The sequence below is a fragment of the Brucella tritici genome, from assembly GCF_008932295.1.
Classification (GTDB): domain Bacteria; phylum Pseudomonadota; class Alphaproteobacteria; order Rhizobiales; family Rhizobiaceae; genus Brucella; species Brucella tritici.
In genome coordinates, this window is sequence record NZ_WBWA01000024.1 from 24,051 (window position 1) to 38,657 (window position 14,607).

Consider the following 14,607-nt stretch of genomic DNA (forward strand, 5'->3'; position numbering starts at 1 on the left):
TTGTGATCCCAATTCCTTGCGAGGCACACCAGAATTGGTAGAAATCTTTCATCGAAACCGATGGGAGATTTCTATGAAGCTTTATTACAAGGTTGGTGCTTGCTCGCTCGCACCCCACATCATTCTGAGCGAAGCTGGCCTGCCTTATGAACTGGAAGCCGTGGACCTCAAGGCCAAGAAGACGGCGGACGGTGGCGACTATTTCGCGGTCAATCCGCGCGGCGCGGTTCCGGCGCTGGAAGTGAAGCCCGGCACTGTTATCACGCAGAATGCAGCAATCCTCCAATATATCGGTGACCATTCCGACGTTGCGGCATTCAAGCCAGCCTATGGCACGATCGAACGCGCGCGCTTGCAGGAGGCCCTTGGCTTCTGCTCGGATTTGCATGCGGCCTTCAGCGGTCTGTTCGCTCCTAACCTGAGCGAGGAAGCAAAGGCTGGTGTTATCGCCAACATCAATCGTCGTCTGGGTCAGTTCGAAGCCATGCTGTCGGATAAGAATGCCTATTGGCTTGGCGATGACTTCACGCAACCAGATGCCTATGCGTCTGTCATTATCGGCTGGGGCGTGGGTCTCAAGCTTGACTTGAGCGCTTATCCCAAGGCGCTGAAGCTACGCAAGCGCGTGCTGGCTCGCCCGAATGTGCAAAAGGCGTTCAACGAAGAAGGCCTGAACTAGGGCTTTTCGAGCAAAAGTGCGACGCGATTTTGCGTAGGGTAATACGAAAAAGCGAAAAGATAGAGAGGTTCCACGTTTCCGTTTTAACTGAAACCGCTCCAAGAACAACAGCCGGAGGTTTTGGGCCTCTTCGAGCACTGTGATATGCGCGACTGCGACTTTTCGCAAAGCAATTGCGCGCATACAAGCTTCTTTTCCTCCAACCTCAACAATGCCCAGTTTTCAGGTTCCATTCTGGATGGGCCAATCTGGCGAGGGCGCAGATAGATGGCCTTCAACTGGCCGATCTTTCGTCCTACACCGACATGGCTGTCAGTTGGGACCAGCACGAACAATTGCTGATTGCTTCTCTATTCGAACCTTTGACTGAGGTTGCAAATGTAGGGCGCACCAAGTCAGTTGAGGCAAAGGTAAACTGAAGTATGGTTTGACAAGAATATCACTGGGGGAAATGGCGGAGAGAGAGGGATTCGAACCCTCGATACGGTTTCCCGTATACACGCGTTCCAGGCGTGCGCCTTCAACCACTCGGCCACCTCTCCGTCTGCCTTGCTGTCGGGAAACCGTGTCTCACGGTGAAAACTGACTGCAAACGTGACACCGCTTTTCGAAACAGGCGCTGGTTAATCGCCAACTAGCGGGTGCGGCGCGAATATAGCCAGAAAATGCATATGTTCAACAGCTATTTGCAAGTTTTTGCGTCTAAATCGCCGAGCCTGTGCAAAGAACGATATTTATGACATAACTATCTGAAACCATTACATTTTATTTAGATCGGGCAATTGTGTTCCAGCCTGGCTTTGAGCCTGACGGGTTCTGTGTGCTATGCTTTAGCAACATCAAAAAGACAAATCTTCGGGTGATCGGACTCAAAACCGACACCGAAATCAAGGTAGGAAATCCGGGGCAGAGAATCGTGATCCGATTTGTATTGCGTAGTTTTGCGGTTGTTTTTCTGGCTTTCGCGGTGATTTTCGCGGTTCTTGACGGCGCGCGGTCCGTCGGCGCGTCGCAGTTCATTGCAAAGCCGCTTTTGTCCATGTGGTCGCGTAACGCGCCCGAAACATTGGCCGATGCAGAAACCTTCATGACGCACTATATAGGGGCAGGAGCCTGGAATGCCGTCTGCATCCCTTTGCTTGAGCAACCGGGCTGGCTTCTTTTCGGCATTCTCGCCCTTTTATTCTATGCAATCGGTCATCGTCGGGAGCGCCCTCTGGGACGCTTCACCGCTCGATAATCAGGAGGTGGATACTATGAGTTTCTTGGACAGCTATCGCAAGAAGACGCAGATGCCTTCGACGGATGAAGCTCTGCCGGGACGCACACAACCGATCCCGACATCCGCGACCCACTTCGTCAATAGTCGCCCGCTGAAAGGGCCGTGGCCGGAAGGCTACAAGCAGGTTCTGTTCGGGATGGGCTGTTTCTGGGGCGCCGAGCGCCTGTTCTGGCAGGTGCCAGGCGTGTATGTAACCGCTGTCGGTTATGCGGGTGGGGCTACGCCCAACCCGACTTATGAGGAAACCTGCACGGGCCTCACCGGTCATGCGGAAGTTGTGCTGGTCGTCTATGACCCCAAGGTCGTGAGTCTTGATGAATTGCTGACCCTTTTCTGGGAGGAACACGATCCGACGCAGGGCATGCGGCAGGGCAACGATATTGGCACGACCTATCGTTCGGTCATCTATACTTTCGACAAGGCCGATCGTGACGTGGCGGAAAAGAGCCGGGAAGCCTATTCGCAGGCGCTTGCCTCTCGCGGTCTCGGTCCAATCACGACCGAGATCGAGGATGCGCCGGAGCTCTATTATGCTGAAGACTACCACCAGCAATATCTGGCGAAGAACCCGAACGGTTATTGCGGATTGCGCGGCACTGGCGTGAGCTGTCCGATCCCGCTCGCTCAGAGATAGTAGATCAAACCTAGCGTATAATGGCAAATCGCGCGGTCTTTACCGCGCGATTTTCTTTTCCAGGATCAGCATCCCGGCATAGTCGCCTTCCAGATGCTCGAAATCGCTCCAGCCGATCTGGCGGTAAAGGTCGGGCTTGTCGGTGTAAAGATAGGCTTCCGCATAGCCGAGTTCCCGTGCGGCATCCTCGATTGCGCCGACAAGACTTCTGGCAATGCCTTTGCCGCGACAGTCAGGCGCGACGAAAACACTTGCCACCCACGGCTTCAGATGCGGATGTGTTTCCAGATCGCTGTGGATCAGAAGGGCAAGGCCGGCGGGTTGCCCGTTCCAGAGCGCGACTCGCGCCACCTGCCCATCGTCTTCACGGGAAATATCGCTAAACGCCTCGGCGGTCTGTGCGAGTGACGAGCCGGTAAACTCACCCCATTCGGCATGGTTCCATGTGGCGCAGATGGGTACGAGGTCGGGGCGGTCGGCGAGCGAGACGATCTGAAGCATGGTGTTACCAGTGCGGCGGTTTGGTGACCGGGACGTCCGGTGCGGTCTGTTCTTCCAGTTCCAGAAAGCGGTCGGTCAATGCGCCGAGCTTTTTGGAAAGCCGGTCAATGGTTTTCCATTGTTCGGCCAGAACGGATGACAACTCGTCGATTGTCTTTTCCTGTTCGGCTACGCGAATTTCGAGCTCGGTCAGGCGCTGGTCCGGTGTCATGGCTGGCTTCCATTGGTATTTGGGCGTCGGTGGTCAGCGGGGTTTAGCCGCTTTCGATCCATATCGGAAGTACGGTATCACATCATTGCGTCAGCACGAGCACGCCGTTTGAAACTTCATAATGACGCAGACGCTTCAGAAAGCTCATGCCGAGGAGCGTATCGGACAGCGCGTTGTCACGAAGAACCATGGTCTCCACATTCTCTATCCGAATACGCCCGATTTCGATGCTTGGCAGGATGGCGGACGCAGCGACAGTCTCACCATTGGCGGTCGAGACGCGATATTTGAAATCTTCAGGTTTGAGCGACAGGCCGATGCGCCGCGCGGCGTTTGTGTTGATCGCAACCACGCTCGCCCCCGTATCCACCATTGCACGAAGGTATTGCCCGGCAATTTTTATGTCTGTGATGAAATGGCCGCGACTGTCCGGCGCGATCTGCGTGCGGCGTCCGCTATAGGCGGTGGGGGTTTGCGACGGAACAGTTGAAGCTGTCGCGGAAGTGTTTGAACCGGATTCCGGCTGTTGCCCGAATTTTTCAAACAGAAGCGGGAAGGCAATTGCCAGTCCCGCAAATACCAAAAGGATCGTAAAAACCCGCGCCATACTGCCCCCGTTTCCAGGCATGATAGCAGGCGCGGGCCGCTCTGCGTTGTTTATTTTAGCGCGCATCTGGCCCGAAAACCGCTTCACACTTTTCGGGATGCGCGCTGGGGCTTACTTCGTACCGTACATACGGTCGCCGGCATCGCCGAGACCAGGAACGATATAGCCCTTTTCGTCGAGGCGTTCGTCGATGGAAGCCGTGAACACGTCGACATCCGGATGAGCTTCGGTAAAGCGCTTGATGCCTTCCGGAGCCGCCAGCAGGCAGAGGAAGCGGATATTGGTCGCGCCGCGTTCCTTCAGCTTGTCGATGGCTGCAATTGCCGAGTGCCCGGTGGCCAGCATCGGGTCGACCACGATGATGAGGCGGTTGACGATGTCTTCCGGGGCCTTGAAGTAATATTCGACCGGCTGCAGCGTGTCGTGATCACGATAAAGGCCGATATGGGCGACGCGCGCGGCGGGCACCAGATCGAGCATGCCTTCCAGAAGCCCATTACCTGCGCGCAGGATCGAGGCGAAGACAAGCTTCTTGCCTTCGAGCACCGGTGCATCCATTGGCATCAACGGGGTTTCGATCGGCATGGTGGTCAGTTCGAGATCGCGCGTCACTTCATAGCAGAGCAACAGCGATATTTCCTTCAGCAGCCGCCGAAAGCTGGCTGTGGACGTTTCCTTCTTGCGCATGATGGTGAGCTTGTGCTGGACAAGCGGATGGCTGACGACTGTAACGCCCATGATCTTTCCACTTTTCTTGTTATCTTTTTGACTTTAGCGGCAGTTTGCGCCGGAGAAAACGCGTGTCGAGCGCGCACGCACAGTTTTATGTCTCTTTGGCCACTTTTAAACGCTAACGCAAGACGGTTCGCAAGGTCCCTTCACAAAAGGGGTAGTGGAGGACGGTCTCTGCTTGTATCGTCCAGCACAAGCTTTATATGCATTACGGAAATCGTTTTCGTCTTAATATTCAAAAGCAGGATGAGCTATGAGCCAGCAGAACGGCAATGCGGACCGCGTGGGCGCACAAGGTGGCATGGAGCATTCATTCGGCTTCAAGGCGGTTGACGAAAACGAAAAGCAAGGCCTGGTCAACGACGTTTTCCATAAGGTCGCCAGCAAGTACGACGTGATGAACGATCTCATGTCGGCGGGTATGCACCGCGTCTGGAAAGATGCGATGATCGCATGGCTTGCGCCATCGAAGCGCCCCGGCTGGACCTCGCTTGATGTTGCAGGCGGCACCGGCGATATCGCCTTCCGCATTGTCGAGGCTTCCGGTCGTCAGGCTCACGTCACCATTCTCGATATCAATGGCTCGATGCTTGGCGTGGGACGTGAACGGGCGATCAAGAAGGGCCTTGCCGACAATCTCGAATTTGTTGAAGCCAGTGCCGAAGAGCTGCCATTTGAAGATGCGAGCTTCGATGCTTATACGATTTCGTTCGGCATTCGCAATGTTCCGCATATCGACAAGGCGCTGTCCGAAGCCTATCGCGTGCTGAAGCCGGGCGGTCGTTTCCTCTGCCTCGAATTTTCAGAAGTTGAACTGCCGGTTCTCGACAAGGTCTACGACCAGTGGTCGTTCCATGCCATTCCGCGCATCGGCAAGATGATTACCGGCGATGCCGATTCCTACAGCTATCTGGTTGAATCGATCCGCAAATTCCCCAAGCAGCAGGATTTTGCCGCGATGATCGAGAAGGCTGGTTTCGAGCGCGTGAGCTATCGCAATTTCACTGGCGGCATTGCCGCGCTTCATTCCGGCTGGAAGCTTTGATTGTGCCTGTGATGAATTGGGGTCAGAAACGGGGCGTCGAGGCATGAGCAATCTTTCCGCTGCTTTCCGGCTGATGCGGGCCGGATGGATATTGACGCGCGAGGGCGTCATCAGTGCGCTTCCCGTCGAGGGGCTTTCCGGCCTCCCGGCATTCGGGCACAAGATTGCAGGTATTCTGGCGCGTCCGCGCGCACGCCACATGCAGCGTTCAGAGCGCATGTCGCGGGCCATGAACAAGCTGGGTCCGTCCTATGTGAAGCTCGGCCAGTTTCTGGCGACGCGGCCCGATATTGTCGGTCGCGATGTTGCTGCCGATCTCGAACTTTTGCAGGACAGGCTCGACTTCTTCCCGCAGGCCGACGCGGTTTCCGCTATCGAAGGGTCGCTTGGTCGCAAGATTGACGATCTTTACCTGCATTTCGATGCGCCGATAGCGGCAGCGTCGATGGCACAGGTTCATCCAGCCGAAATCATGAAGGACGGGTCGCGCCAGAAAGTAGCGGTCAAGGTCATTCGTCCGGGCGTTCGCCACCGCTTTGCCCGCGACCTTGAAGGCTTCTACATGGTTGCGCGCATGCAGGAGCGCCACGTTCCCTTCACGCGCCGCCTGCGCCCGGTGCAGGTTGTCGAGACATTACAGCAGACCACCCGTATCGAGATGGATCTCCGTCTGGAAGCGGCGGCACTTTCCGAGATCGCCGAGAACATCAAGGACGATGCGGGTTTCCGCGTTCCCAATGTCGATTGGGAACGTACAGGTCGCGATGTGCTGACGCTCGAATGGATCGACGGCATCAAAATGTCCGATGTTTCGGCGCTTGAAGCCGCGGGTTTCAATCTCAAGAAGCTTGCAGAAACGCTGATCCAGTCCTTCCTGCGCCATACGCTGCGCGATGGCTTTTTCCATGCCGACATGCATCCCGGCAACCTGTTCGTCGATCATCAGGGGCTGATTGTTGCGGTTGATTTCGGTATCACCGGGCGGCTCAACAAGCAGCAGCGGCGCTTCCTCGCCGAAATTCTCTATGGCTTCATTACCCGCGACTACATGCGCGTGGCAGAAGTGCATTTCGAGGCAGGCTATGTGCCGCACACGCATGATGTGGCGAGCTTTGCGCAGGCCATTCGCGCCATTGGCGAACCGATCCATGGCCAGCCTGCCGAAACTATTTCCATGGCTAAGCTTTTGACGCTGCTGTTCGAAGTGACCGAGCTTTTCGACATGGAGACCCGGCCGGAACTCCTGATGCTCCAGAAAACGATGGTCGTCGTGGAAGGGGTATCGCGCACGCTCGATCCGCATTTCAACATGTGGAAAGCAGCGGAACCGGTTGTCGGCGACTGGATCGCCAAGAACCTCGGGCCGCAAGGCATGCTTCTCGACGCGAAGGACAGTGCTTATTCGCTGCTGCATTTCACGCGCAAGACGCCGGAACTTGTGGCGCGTGTCGAGCGTGTTTCCGTTGCGCTGGACGACATGGCCGCCAAGGGCTTGCGTTTCGACGAGGCGACAGCGGAGGCTATCGGTCGCGCCGAAGCCAAGCATTCGCGCTGGGGCCGCATCGCGCAGGTGGTGATTGCGATCTCGCTCGCAGCGATAGCGATCAAGCTCTATATCTGGCTGTGAACTCACTTTTAGAGTGACAAGTAACTTTTAAAGTGATTTCATTGATTGCACTTGCAATAAGCGGGTGCAATCAAATGGCCAGTATCACTATCCGTAATCTCGACGATGCCGCCAAGGAAAAGCTGCGTATGCGCGCTGCGCGCAACGGGCGTTCCATGGAAGAGGAAGCACGGCTTCTTCTGACCGGGCTGGAAGAAACTGCGCAGGTTACGCCTGCGCCGGCTGTTCAGAGCAAGGCTGGTGCGTCACTCGCGGGCAAGCGCGTTCTGCTCATCATCGGTGGCGGTATTGCCGCTTATAAGACGCCCGACCTGATCCGTCGCTTGCGCGAGCGTGGCGCACAGGTTCGCCCCTTGATGACGGCTGCTGCCCAGCAATTCGTGACGCCGCTGACCATCGGTGCGGTTTCCGCCGATCATGTTTTCACCGATCTGTTCTCGCGAGAGGATGAGCAGGATGTCGGGCATATCCGACTGGCGCGTGATGCCGATCTGATCGTCGTTGCGCCTGTGACCGCCGATCTGATGGCCAAGATGGCTAACGGTATTGCGGACGATCTTGCCAGCGCCGTTCTGCTGGCGCGCAAGGTCCCGGTTCTGATTGCGCCTGCCATGAACCCGGCCATGTGGGACAATCCGGCGACCCGGCGCAACCGTCTGACACTGGAAAAGGACGGCGTGCATTTCATCGGCCCCGAGAAGGGCGAAATGGCGGAAAGCGGCGAAGCGGGAACGGGCCGGATGAGCGATCCGCTGACCATCGTGGCGGCAGTGGAAACTCTGTTGTCTCCGCGCGCACTGCCGCTGGCTGGAAAATCCATCGTCATGACGTCCGGGCCGACGCATGAGCCGATTGACCCGGTGCGCTACATCGCCAACCGCTCGTCGGGCAAGCAGGGCCACGCTATCGCAGCTGCACTGGCGCGACTGGGCGCAACGGTGCATCTGGTGTCCGGTCCGGTCACTCTTGCCGATCCTGAAGGCGTCGATGTCATTCATGTCGAGACGGCGCGGGAAATGCAGGCTGCCGTGGAGCGACATTTGCCCGCCGATGCGGCGATCATGGTCGCAGCTGTTGCCGACTGGCGCACGGCCAATGAAGCCGGACAGAAGATCAAGAAGAAGCCGGGAGAAGGCGCTCCGACGCTTGCCATGGTCGAGAACCCCGACATTCTGGCCGGAGTTGGGCATAGCGAAAAGCGTCCCGGTCTCGTGGTCGGCTTTGCCGCTGAAACACAGGACGTGGCCGACAATGCGAGAGCCAAGCTTGAGAAAAAGGGCGCGGACTGGATCGTCGCCAATGATGTTTCTTATGGCGCGGATGGCAGCAGCGTCATGGGCGGCGACCACAACCGTGTGCGGATTCTAAGCCGCTCCGGCATTGAGGAATGGCCGGAAATGAGCAAAGGCGAAGTGGCCGAAAAACTGGCTGCGAAAATTGCTGAACGGCTGATCGACGCGAAGTGATGAAGCTGGCTGTCTAGAAAAACTCGTCCAACAGGCGGTAATAGGCGATTTTCGTTTCGTCGATGGTCGTTGCGCCATAGAGGTCGAGGAAAGGTTTCACCCACTCGTCGCCGAGATTGTAGCGGATGCTCCAGCAGGCTAGTCCCAGATCCTGATGACGGTCTGCAAGGCCAAGCCTGCCGCAGTCGATAAAACCGGTGAAAGCGCCGTCGCTGGCCATGAAATTTGGCAGGCAGGCGTCGCCATGGGTGACGACAATATCTTCCTGCGACGGTTTCAGGCGGCATAGTTCGGAGAAAAGATCGTCGGCGCTGCGGCCTTCTCGCTCATCATCAAAATCATCTTCATCGACGGCACCGGCTTCGACCCGCTTGCGCGCGTCATCAATGCGGTGTTCCAGCCGGTGGTCGAACGGACAGGCCGCGGGGTCGACGCTGTGCAGTGCCTTCAAAGCCATGGCAAGAATGGAGACGATGCGGTCAGGCGGAATAGTGCCGACAGACGACGCGAGGTCGGACCCGGCCAAGCGCGTCATCAGGAGAAAATGGCGGTCGGCCATCGTCTCAAAGGCGACGACCCTGGGGCAGGGCAGGCCCTGTGCGGAAAGCCATTCAAGCCGGGCGCGCTCATCGGCCAGTTCGCTGACCGTGCTTGCCGGTTCGATTTTCAGAACAAGCGGTTCGTGCCCATGACGATCAAGTAGCAGGACATTGGCGGTCGAGCGGCCAAGCTCATCCTGCTGGCTGCTATAACCGGCAAGCCGATGCAGCAGGGCATCAGGCAGATCGAGAGCAGCCAGAACAGGATCAGTCATAACATTACCGTATCAGGCCTTGTCGCGGACCTGATAGTCCTTGATGGTTGCAAAGCGGATATTCTTCCAGCGCTCGGCTTCGTAATTGAGCGAAAAGCCGTTCTGCGCCAGAAACACCGGATCATTGTCGAGATCATGCGCAATGTCGGCGCGATGAGATGCGATGAAGCGGTCGAGTTCAGCCGGATCATCTGCCGTAATCCACCGGCAGACCGAGAAGCGCGACATTTCAAAGCCGACCGGCAGCGAATATTCCACTTTCAGACGTTCGGTCAGAACGTCGATCTGGAGCGCACCAACGACACCGACAATCGCCGGAGAACCATCATCGGGCACGAACAGCTGCACGACGCCTTCTTCGGCCATCTGTTGCAGCGCTTCGCGCAGCTTCTTGGCCTTCATCGCATCGTCCAGACGCACGCGGCGCAGAATTTCCGGCGCGAAGTTCGGCACGCCACGGAACAGGATATCCTCGCCCTCGGTCAGCGTATCGCCGATGCGCAGCGTACCGTGGTTCGGGATGCCGACTACGTCGCCAGCAAAGGCTTCGTCGGCGATCTGGCGTGAACGCGCAAAGAAGAATTGCGGCGCAGACAGGCTCATCGGCTTGCCGGTGCGCACCAGCTTGGCTTTCATGCCGCGTGACAGCTTGCCCGAGCAAACGCGCAGGAAGGCGATGCGGTCGCGGTGGTTCGGGTCCATATTGGCCTGAATCTTGAACACGAAGCCGGTCATTTTGTCTTCGGTGGAACCGACCATGCGCGTGTCGGCCTGCTGGTCGCGCGGCGAAGGGCCGAAATCGCAGAAGGCTTCGATCAGATCGCGCACGCCGTAATTCTTCAGCGCCGAGCCGAAATAGACCGGCGTCATATGGCCTTCGCGGAAGGAAGCAAGGTCAAACGGACGGCAGACGCCGCGTGCCAGTTCCGTATTTTCCAGCCAGGCTTCACGCTCGTTTTCAGGCAGCAGCGCGGCGGCTTCTTCCGGGCCGCTGACCTTGGTCGGCTGCTCTTCATTGTCCTGACGGCGCATTGTGTTGTTATGCAGGTCGAACGTGCCTGCAAAGCTCTTGCCCGAGCCGATAGGCCAGGTGATCGGCGCTGTGTCGAGCGCCAGCTTTTCTTCGATTTCGTCGAGGATTTCGAGCGGATCGCGCGCTTCGCGGTCCATCTTGTTGACGAAGGTGACGATTGGAATGTCGCGCATGCGGCAGACTTCGAACAGCTTCAGCGTGCGTGGCTCGATACCCTTTGCGGCGTCGATGACCATGACGGCGCTGTCGACTGCGGTCAGCGTGCGGTAGGTGTCGTCTGCGAAGTCTTCGTGGCCCGGCGTATCGAGCAGGTTGAAGATGCAGTCCTTGTATTCGAAGGTCATCACCGAGGTGACGACCGAGATACCGCGGTCGCGTTCGATGTTCATCCAGTCCGAACGGGTCTGGATGCGATCCTTCTTGGCCTTCACTTCACCGGCAAGCTGGATAGCGCCGCCAAACAGCAGCAGCTTTTCGGTCAGCGTGGTCTTACCGGCGTCCGGGTGCGCGATAATCGCGAATGTGCGGCGCTTGGAAACGGGATTGTCAGCAGGCATGAAGAAACTCGTGATGGCGAAATGTTGGGCTGCGCGTGAAAGCGCGCCGCGAAGATGTTGGGGAGCATCTAGCAGGACTTGGCCGAAAGGTCGAGTTCAAATGAAAAAGCGGCGCAGTGAGCGCCGCTTTGCCAGTGATGGGTTATGCTTATCGGCTCTTGATGCCAAGCCCGAAAGCGATGAAGGACCAGCCCTGGAAGATCAGGTCGATCGCCAGGAAAAGGCCAAGAATGAACAGGCTGTTGACTGGCCATTTGATGGCGATGATGAGGCCCAGCAACAAGGTGACGACGCCGCCTGCGACGATCCAGCCCCAACCGGCGGACGGTTTCGACTTGAAGCCGAGCCAGATACGGAAGGCACCGGAACCGATCAGCGCTGCCGCCAGAAGGAAGGTCAGCACACCGGCTGCCAGCACCGGATTGATGAAGGCGACAATGCCGGCTGCCATATAAAGCAGGCCGCTCAGGAGCCAGAAGAAGAAGCTGCCCCAGGTTTTGACGCCAAATGCGTGAATGATCTCGATGACACCGCCGATCAGCATCATCAGGCCGACATAGTAGACCGACACCACGGTGGCCAGAACGAGATTACCGAAGGCGATGCCTCCGAGGATCAGCAGTGCGACCCCAAGGGCGACGAACCATCCCCACTTGCTGGAAAGTTCCTTTGGAAAAGTCGGGCGGTCGAAATCATTGTGAGCTGTTGTCATGAGACGTCCCTCAAATTGTCATGCCTCGTGAACAATATAAGGCATGTCCGGGATTTGACCAGCTTTTGTGCGAGGCGGGTCGGATCGTCGTTGTCTACTCTGTTCGTTCGCTCCGCAGAGCATTATATCTCTTTGCTATTGCAGTCGTTTTCCGCTTAAAGTTCATGTGATGTTCGATCTGGTTTCCCACTACTGGCCGCATATCCTGTTCGCTCTGTCGGGCGTTCTGGGCGCGATAGCTGCCATTCATGCGACGATGACGAAGGAAGAGGTGCGCACAGCCATCGGCTGGGTGGGGGTGATTATGCTGTCGCCCATCGTCGGAGCGGTGGTCTATGCCATTGCAGGCGTGAACCGCATCCGCCGTTCGACGCTTACACACCAGCGCGCCAATATGGGCAAGATCGCGCTCTACCACCTGTCGCATTTCGATACGACGAATGACCTCGTGCGGGCTGCCTTCGGACGCCAGTTCGGGGCGATGAAGATATTGGGCGATGCGGTCAGCCTCTATGATTTCACCAGTGGCAACAGCATCGATATGCTGGAAACGGGTGACGAAGCTTACGCGGCAATGCTCGATGCGATAGGCCGAGCACAGCGCAGCATCATGCTGGAAACCTATATTTTCGACCGGGATGCGATTGGCGAAAAATTTGCCGATGCTTTGGGTGACGCGGTCAAGCGCGGCGTGGAAGTGCGGGTGCTGGTCGATGCGGTCGGCGCACGCTATTCCTTTCCAAGCATCGTGAAGCTTTTGAAGGACAAAGGCGTTGCCGTCGATGTGTTCAACGGCAATATCATCATCGGGCTGCGCCTGCCTTATGCGAACTTGCGCACCCACCGCAAAATCCTCATCGTCGATGGCAAGGTCGCCTTTACCGGCGGTATGAATATTCGTGCGGGTTTCGTGCGCGCGATAGCGGGCGATGGGGTTGCCTTCGACACGCATTTCAAGCTGAAAGGCCCGGCGATTGCCGACCTCTTCCATATCGCATCTGAAGACTGGCGCTTTGCGACCGGCGAACTCCTGACCGGCGAGGCCTGGAAGATAGCGCCGCCGGAAAATCCGCCTGGGACGGGAACGCTGGTTCGTGTCGTCGGATCAGGCCCGGACAAGAATGTGGAAACCAACCAGCGCATGATGATGGGCGCTTTCTCGATTGCCGAGCAGCATATTCTCATCATGACGCCTTATCTTCTGCCGGATCGCGAATTGATCAGTGCGCTGGTGACAGCGGCGCGGCGCGGCGTGTCGGTCGATATCGTCGTGCCGGGCGTCAACAATCTGAAGCTGGTAGATCGCGCCATGCGCGCCCAGTTCGACCAGTTGTTGAAGGATGGCTGCCGCATCTGGCGGGCAGGCGGGGCGTTCAATCATTCGAAGCTGATGACCATCGACGGAGCATGGTCCTATGTCGGGTCGTCCAACATCGATCCACGCTCGCTGCGGCTGAATTTCGAGGTCGATCTGGAAATCCTCGACCGCGATGTGGCCCGTCAGGTGGAAGAGCGCATCGGCAAGGTGATAGAGGAGAGCCGCGAGGTCAATCTTGCGCGTCTCAAGAGCAGGCCATTTCTGGAACGGCTTCTCGACCGGATTATATGGCTGGGTTCGCCCTATCTATAAGTATTACCCCGTCCGGCTCGTGAATATTTCCGGGCTGTATTCTTCCAGCAGGTTCGTTGCCGATTTGAGATCGAGATGCGCCTTGATGGGCAGGTGATCGGACGCCAGGCGTGCAAGCGGCGTATTGTGCACTTCAACCGATGTAACCAGATTGTGCGGTGCACCCAACACGCGATCCAGTGCAAAAACCGGGAAACGTGATGGAAAACTCGGGACTGCTGTCGCGACATGGTTGAATGTCGGCATGAGGGCTGCGAGCGAAGAGCGTTTGCCGATGCGCCATTCGTTGAGGTCGCCGATCAGCAGGGTCGGCAGTGTGTCAGCCTCCTGCAGGGCGGTAAGGATGCTTTCGGCCTGCTGTTCGCGGGAGCGTTTCAAGAGACCAAGATGCGCGGCAATCACCCGGAGAGGCCCTGCCGGAAATTGCAGGTCCGCGACCAGAGCGCCGCGCGGCTCGACGCCTGGAAGCTTGAGTTGCTGCACATTGCGCACTACGCCTTCGCGGAACAGAAGCACGTTGCCATGCCAGCCATGCCCCTTTGGCATTGTTGCGGTGATGGGGACTGGGATGAGCCCGTGACGGCGTTCAAGCAGGCCGAGATCGAGCAGGCCGGAACGCTCGCCGAAACGCCTGTCGGCTTCCTGCAGGGCGATTACATCCGCGTCGATTTCGCTGATGACTTCGGCCGTACGTTGCGGATTGAACTGCTTGTCGATGCCGATGCATTTGTGGACATTGTAAGATGCAATGACGATATCACCGCCGGTGACATTGGCGTTGAGCGGCCTGAAGCCCGGCCTGTTCCGGATCGCAGTCAGGATGGACTTCGATATCCGGTTTGGTTCTTTCTTTTTCAGCACCCGTTTTTCACCTGTCAGGTATTCGGTTCCGAAAGACTATAGCATCCGCCAGCGAGATAAACTCTCTTCCCCTCAATATAGTCGGATTGTACATCTGTTTGAATAGCAATTCCCTACACAATTGGGCGAACTCTGGAGCGCATCTAATCCGAAAAGTGTGAAACAGTTTTCGGATTAGATGCGCGTCACAATGGCCTCTGATGTAACGCGATACCC

General features: G+C 57.3%; 16 protein-coding genes and 1 tRNA gene. 8 read left to right on the top strand and 9 right to left on the bottom strand.

Features of this window, described 5'->3' with window-relative positions; translation table 11 throughout:
- The first annotated feature begins 73 nt into the window (after window positions 1-73).
- Together gst and F9K91_RS26720 are read left to right on the top strand one after the other, a co-directional pair.
- Window positions 74-679, top strand: coding sequence for a glutathione transferase (gene gst, locus F9K91_RS19765; protein WP_151678548.1), 606 nt, complete (start codon window positions 74-76; stop codon window positions 677-679).
- A gap of 120 nt (window positions 680-799) precedes the next feature.
- Entirely contained in the window at window positions 800-946 is a 147-nt protein-coding gene (locus F9K91_RS26720) for a pentapeptide repeat-containing protein (RefSeq protein WP_412842183.1), read from the top strand.
- A gap of 185 nt (window positions 947-1,131) precedes the next feature.
- Here F9K91_RS26720 and F9K91_RS19775 read toward each other — a convergent pair.
- Window positions 1,132-1,221: transfer RNA gene (locus F9K91_RS19775), tRNA-Ser, on the bottom strand.
- Between the two features lie 374 nt (window positions 1,222-1,595).
- Here F9K91_RS19775 and F9K91_RS19780 point away from each other — a divergent pair.
- Window positions 1,596-1,919, top strand: a complete 324-nt coding sequence (locus F9K91_RS19780) for a hypothetical protein (protein WP_151678550.1) — start codon at window positions 1,596-1,598, stop codon at window positions 1,917-1,919.
- A gap of 16 nt (window positions 1,920-1,935) precedes the next feature.
- Window positions 1,936-2,595 (top strand): peptide-methionine (S)-S-oxide reductase MsrA, encoded by a 660-nt coding sequence (msrA, locus tag F9K91_RS19785; protein ID WP_151653430.1) that lies wholly within the window; start codon window positions 1,936-1,938, stop codon window positions 2,593-2,595.
- Between the two features lie 39 nt (window positions 2,596-2,634).
- Here the strand turns inward: msrA and F9K91_RS19790 are convergent, their stop codons facing one another.
- The 4 genes from F9K91_RS19790 to upp all read right to left on the bottom strand — a co-directional run bounded on the left by F9K91_RS19790 (window position 2,635) and on the right by upp (window position 4,652).
- Entirely contained in the window at window positions 2,635-3,096 is a 462-nt protein-coding gene (locus tag F9K91_RS19790) for a GNAT family N-acetyltransferase (RefSeq protein ID WP_151678551.1), read from the bottom strand.
- Between the two features lie 4 nt (window positions 3,097-3,100).
- Window positions 3,101-3,307: a SlyX family protein gene (locus F9K91_RS19795; RefSeq protein WP_010659381.1), complete on the bottom strand. Its 207-nt coding sequence runs from the start codon at window positions 3,305-3,307 to the stop codon at window positions 3,101-3,103.
- An 82-nt stretch (window positions 3,308-3,389) separates the two neighbouring features.
- On the bottom strand, window positions 3,390-3,914 hold the full coding sequence (locus F9K91_RS19800) for a retropepsin-like aspartic protease family protein (RefSeq protein ID WP_151557611.1): 525 nt from the start codon (window positions 3,912-3,914) through the stop codon (window positions 3,390-3,392).
- 111 nt (window positions 3,915-4,025) lie between these two features.
- The gene (gene upp, locus F9K91_RS19805) at window positions 4,026-4,652 is read right to left on the bottom strand and encodes a uracil phosphoribosyltransferase (RefSeq protein WP_006467614.1); all 627 of its coding nucleotides are present in this window, start codon (window positions 4,650-4,652) and stop codon (window positions 4,026-4,028) included.
- A gap of 247 nt (window positions 4,653-4,899) precedes the next feature.
- Between upp and ubiE the strand changes: the two genes are divergently transcribed.
- The 3 genes from ubiE (at window position 4,900) to coaBC (ending at window position 8,784) form a co-directional block, all read left to right on the top strand.
- Complete coding sequence (gene ubiE / locus F9K91_RS19810) at window positions 4,900-5,691, top strand: bifunctional demethylmenaquinone methyltransferase/2-methoxy-6-polyprenyl-1,4-benzoquinol methylase UbiE (protein ID WP_061345568.1); 792 nt, start codon at window positions 4,900-4,902, stop codon at window positions 5,689-5,691.
- Window positions 5,692-5,734: 43 nt separating this feature from the next.
- Window positions 5,735-7,318 carry a 2-polyprenylphenol 6-hydroxylase gene (gene ubiB, locus F9K91_RS19815; RefSeq protein WP_151557613.1) on the top strand — a complete coding sequence of 528 codons (1,584 nt, stop codon included), beginning with the start codon at window positions 5,735-5,737 and terminating at the stop codon, window positions 7,316-7,318.
- Window positions 7,319-7,392: 74 nt separating this feature from the next.
- Window positions 7,393-8,784: a bifunctional phosphopantothenoylcysteine decarboxylase/phosphopantothenate--cysteine ligase CoaBC gene (gene coaBC / locus F9K91_RS19820; RefSeq protein ID WP_151678552.1), complete on the top strand. Its 1,392-nt coding sequence runs from the start codon at window positions 7,393-7,395 to the stop codon at window positions 8,782-8,784.
- A 13-nt stretch (window positions 8,785-8,797) separates the two neighbouring features.
- Here coaBC and F9K91_RS19825 read toward each other — a convergent pair whose 3' ends face one another.
- The 3 genes from F9K91_RS19825 to F9K91_RS19835 form a co-directional block, all read right to left on the bottom strand.
- Window positions 8,798-9,598: an APH(3')-II family aminoglycoside O-phosphotransferase gene (locus F9K91_RS19825; RefSeq protein WP_151678553.1), complete on the bottom strand. Its 801-nt coding sequence runs from the start codon at window positions 9,596-9,598 to the stop codon at window positions 8,798-8,800.
- Between the two features lie 12 nt (window positions 9,599-9,610).
- Entirely contained in the window at window positions 9,611-11,188 is a 1,578-nt protein-coding gene (locus F9K91_RS19830; protein ID WP_078339961.1) for a peptide chain release factor 3, read from the bottom strand.
- Between the two features lie 148 nt (window positions 11,189-11,336).
- Entirely contained in the window at window positions 11,337-11,900 is a 564-nt protein-coding gene (locus tag F9K91_RS19835) for an HdeD family acid-resistance protein (RefSeq protein WP_151557618.1), read from the bottom strand.
- Between the two features lie 169 nt (window positions 11,901-12,069).
- On the opposite strand from F9K91_RS19835, the gene cls reads away from it, so the two are divergent.
- Window positions 12,070-13,530 (top strand): cardiolipin synthase, encoded by a 1,461-nt coding sequence (gene cls, locus F9K91_RS19840; protein WP_151557620.1) that lies wholly within the window; start codon window positions 12,070-12,072, stop codon window positions 13,528-13,530.
- Between the two features lie 3 nt (window positions 13,531-13,533).
- On the opposite strand, the gene F9K91_RS19845 is transcribed toward cls, so the two are convergent.
- Complete coding sequence (locus F9K91_RS19845; protein ID WP_061345574.1) at window positions 13,534-14,391, bottom strand: endonuclease/exonuclease/phosphatase family protein; 858 nt, start codon at window positions 14,389-14,391, stop codon at window positions 13,534-13,536.
- Window positions 14,392-14,607: the final 216 nt, after the last annotated feature.

Bases quoted from the DNA above. Each gene is read 5' to 3' on its own strand.
- gst (WP_151678548.1), top strand. From the start codon at position 74: ATGAAGCTTTATTACAAGGTTGGTGCTTGCTCGCTCGCACCCCACATC.
- msrA (WP_151653430.1), top strand. From the start codon at position 1,936: ATGAGTTTCTTGGACAGCTATCGCAAGAAGACGCAGATGCCTTCGACG.
- F9K91_RS19790 (WP_151678551.1), bottom strand. From the start codon at position 3,096: ATGCTTCAGATCGTCTCGCTCGCCGACCGCCCCGACCTCGTACCCATC.
- F9K91_RS19795 (WP_010659381.1), bottom strand. From the start codon at position 3,307: ATGACACCGGACCAGCGCCTGACCGAGCTCGAAATTCGCGTAGCCGAA.
- F9K91_RS19800 (WP_151557611.1), bottom strand. From the start codon at position 3,914: ATGGCGCGGGTTTTTACGATCCTTTTGGTATTTGCGGGACTGGCAATT.
- upp (WP_006467614.1), bottom strand. From the start codon at position 4,652: ATGGGCGTTACAGTCGTCAGCCATCCGCTTGTCCAGCACAAGCTCACC.
- ubiE (WP_061345568.1), top strand. From the start codon at position 4,900: ATGAGCCAGCAGAACGGCAATGCGGACCGCGTGGGCGCACAAGGTGGC.
- ubiB (WP_151557613.1), top strand. From the start codon at position 5,735: ATGAGCAATCTTTCCGCTGCTTTCCGGCTGATGCGGGCCGGATGGATA.
- coaBC (WP_151678552.1), top strand. From the start codon at position 7,393: ATGGCCAGTATCACTATCCGTAATCTCGACGATGCCGCCAAGGAAAAG.
- F9K91_RS19825 (WP_151678553.1), bottom strand. From the start codon at position 9,598: ATGACTGATCCTGTTCTGGCTGCTCTCGATCTGCCTGATGCCCTGCTG.
- F9K91_RS19830 (WP_078339961.1), bottom strand. From the start codon at position 11,188: ATGCCTGCTGACAATCCCGTTTCCAAGCGCCGCACATTCGCGATTATC.
- F9K91_RS19835 (WP_151557618.1), bottom strand. From the start codon at position 11,900: ATGACAACAGCTCACAATGATTTCGACCGCCCGACTTTTCCAAAGGAA.
- cls (WP_151557620.1), top strand. From the start codon at position 12,070: ATGTTCGATCTGGTTTCCCACTACTGGCCGCATATCCTGTTCGCTCTG.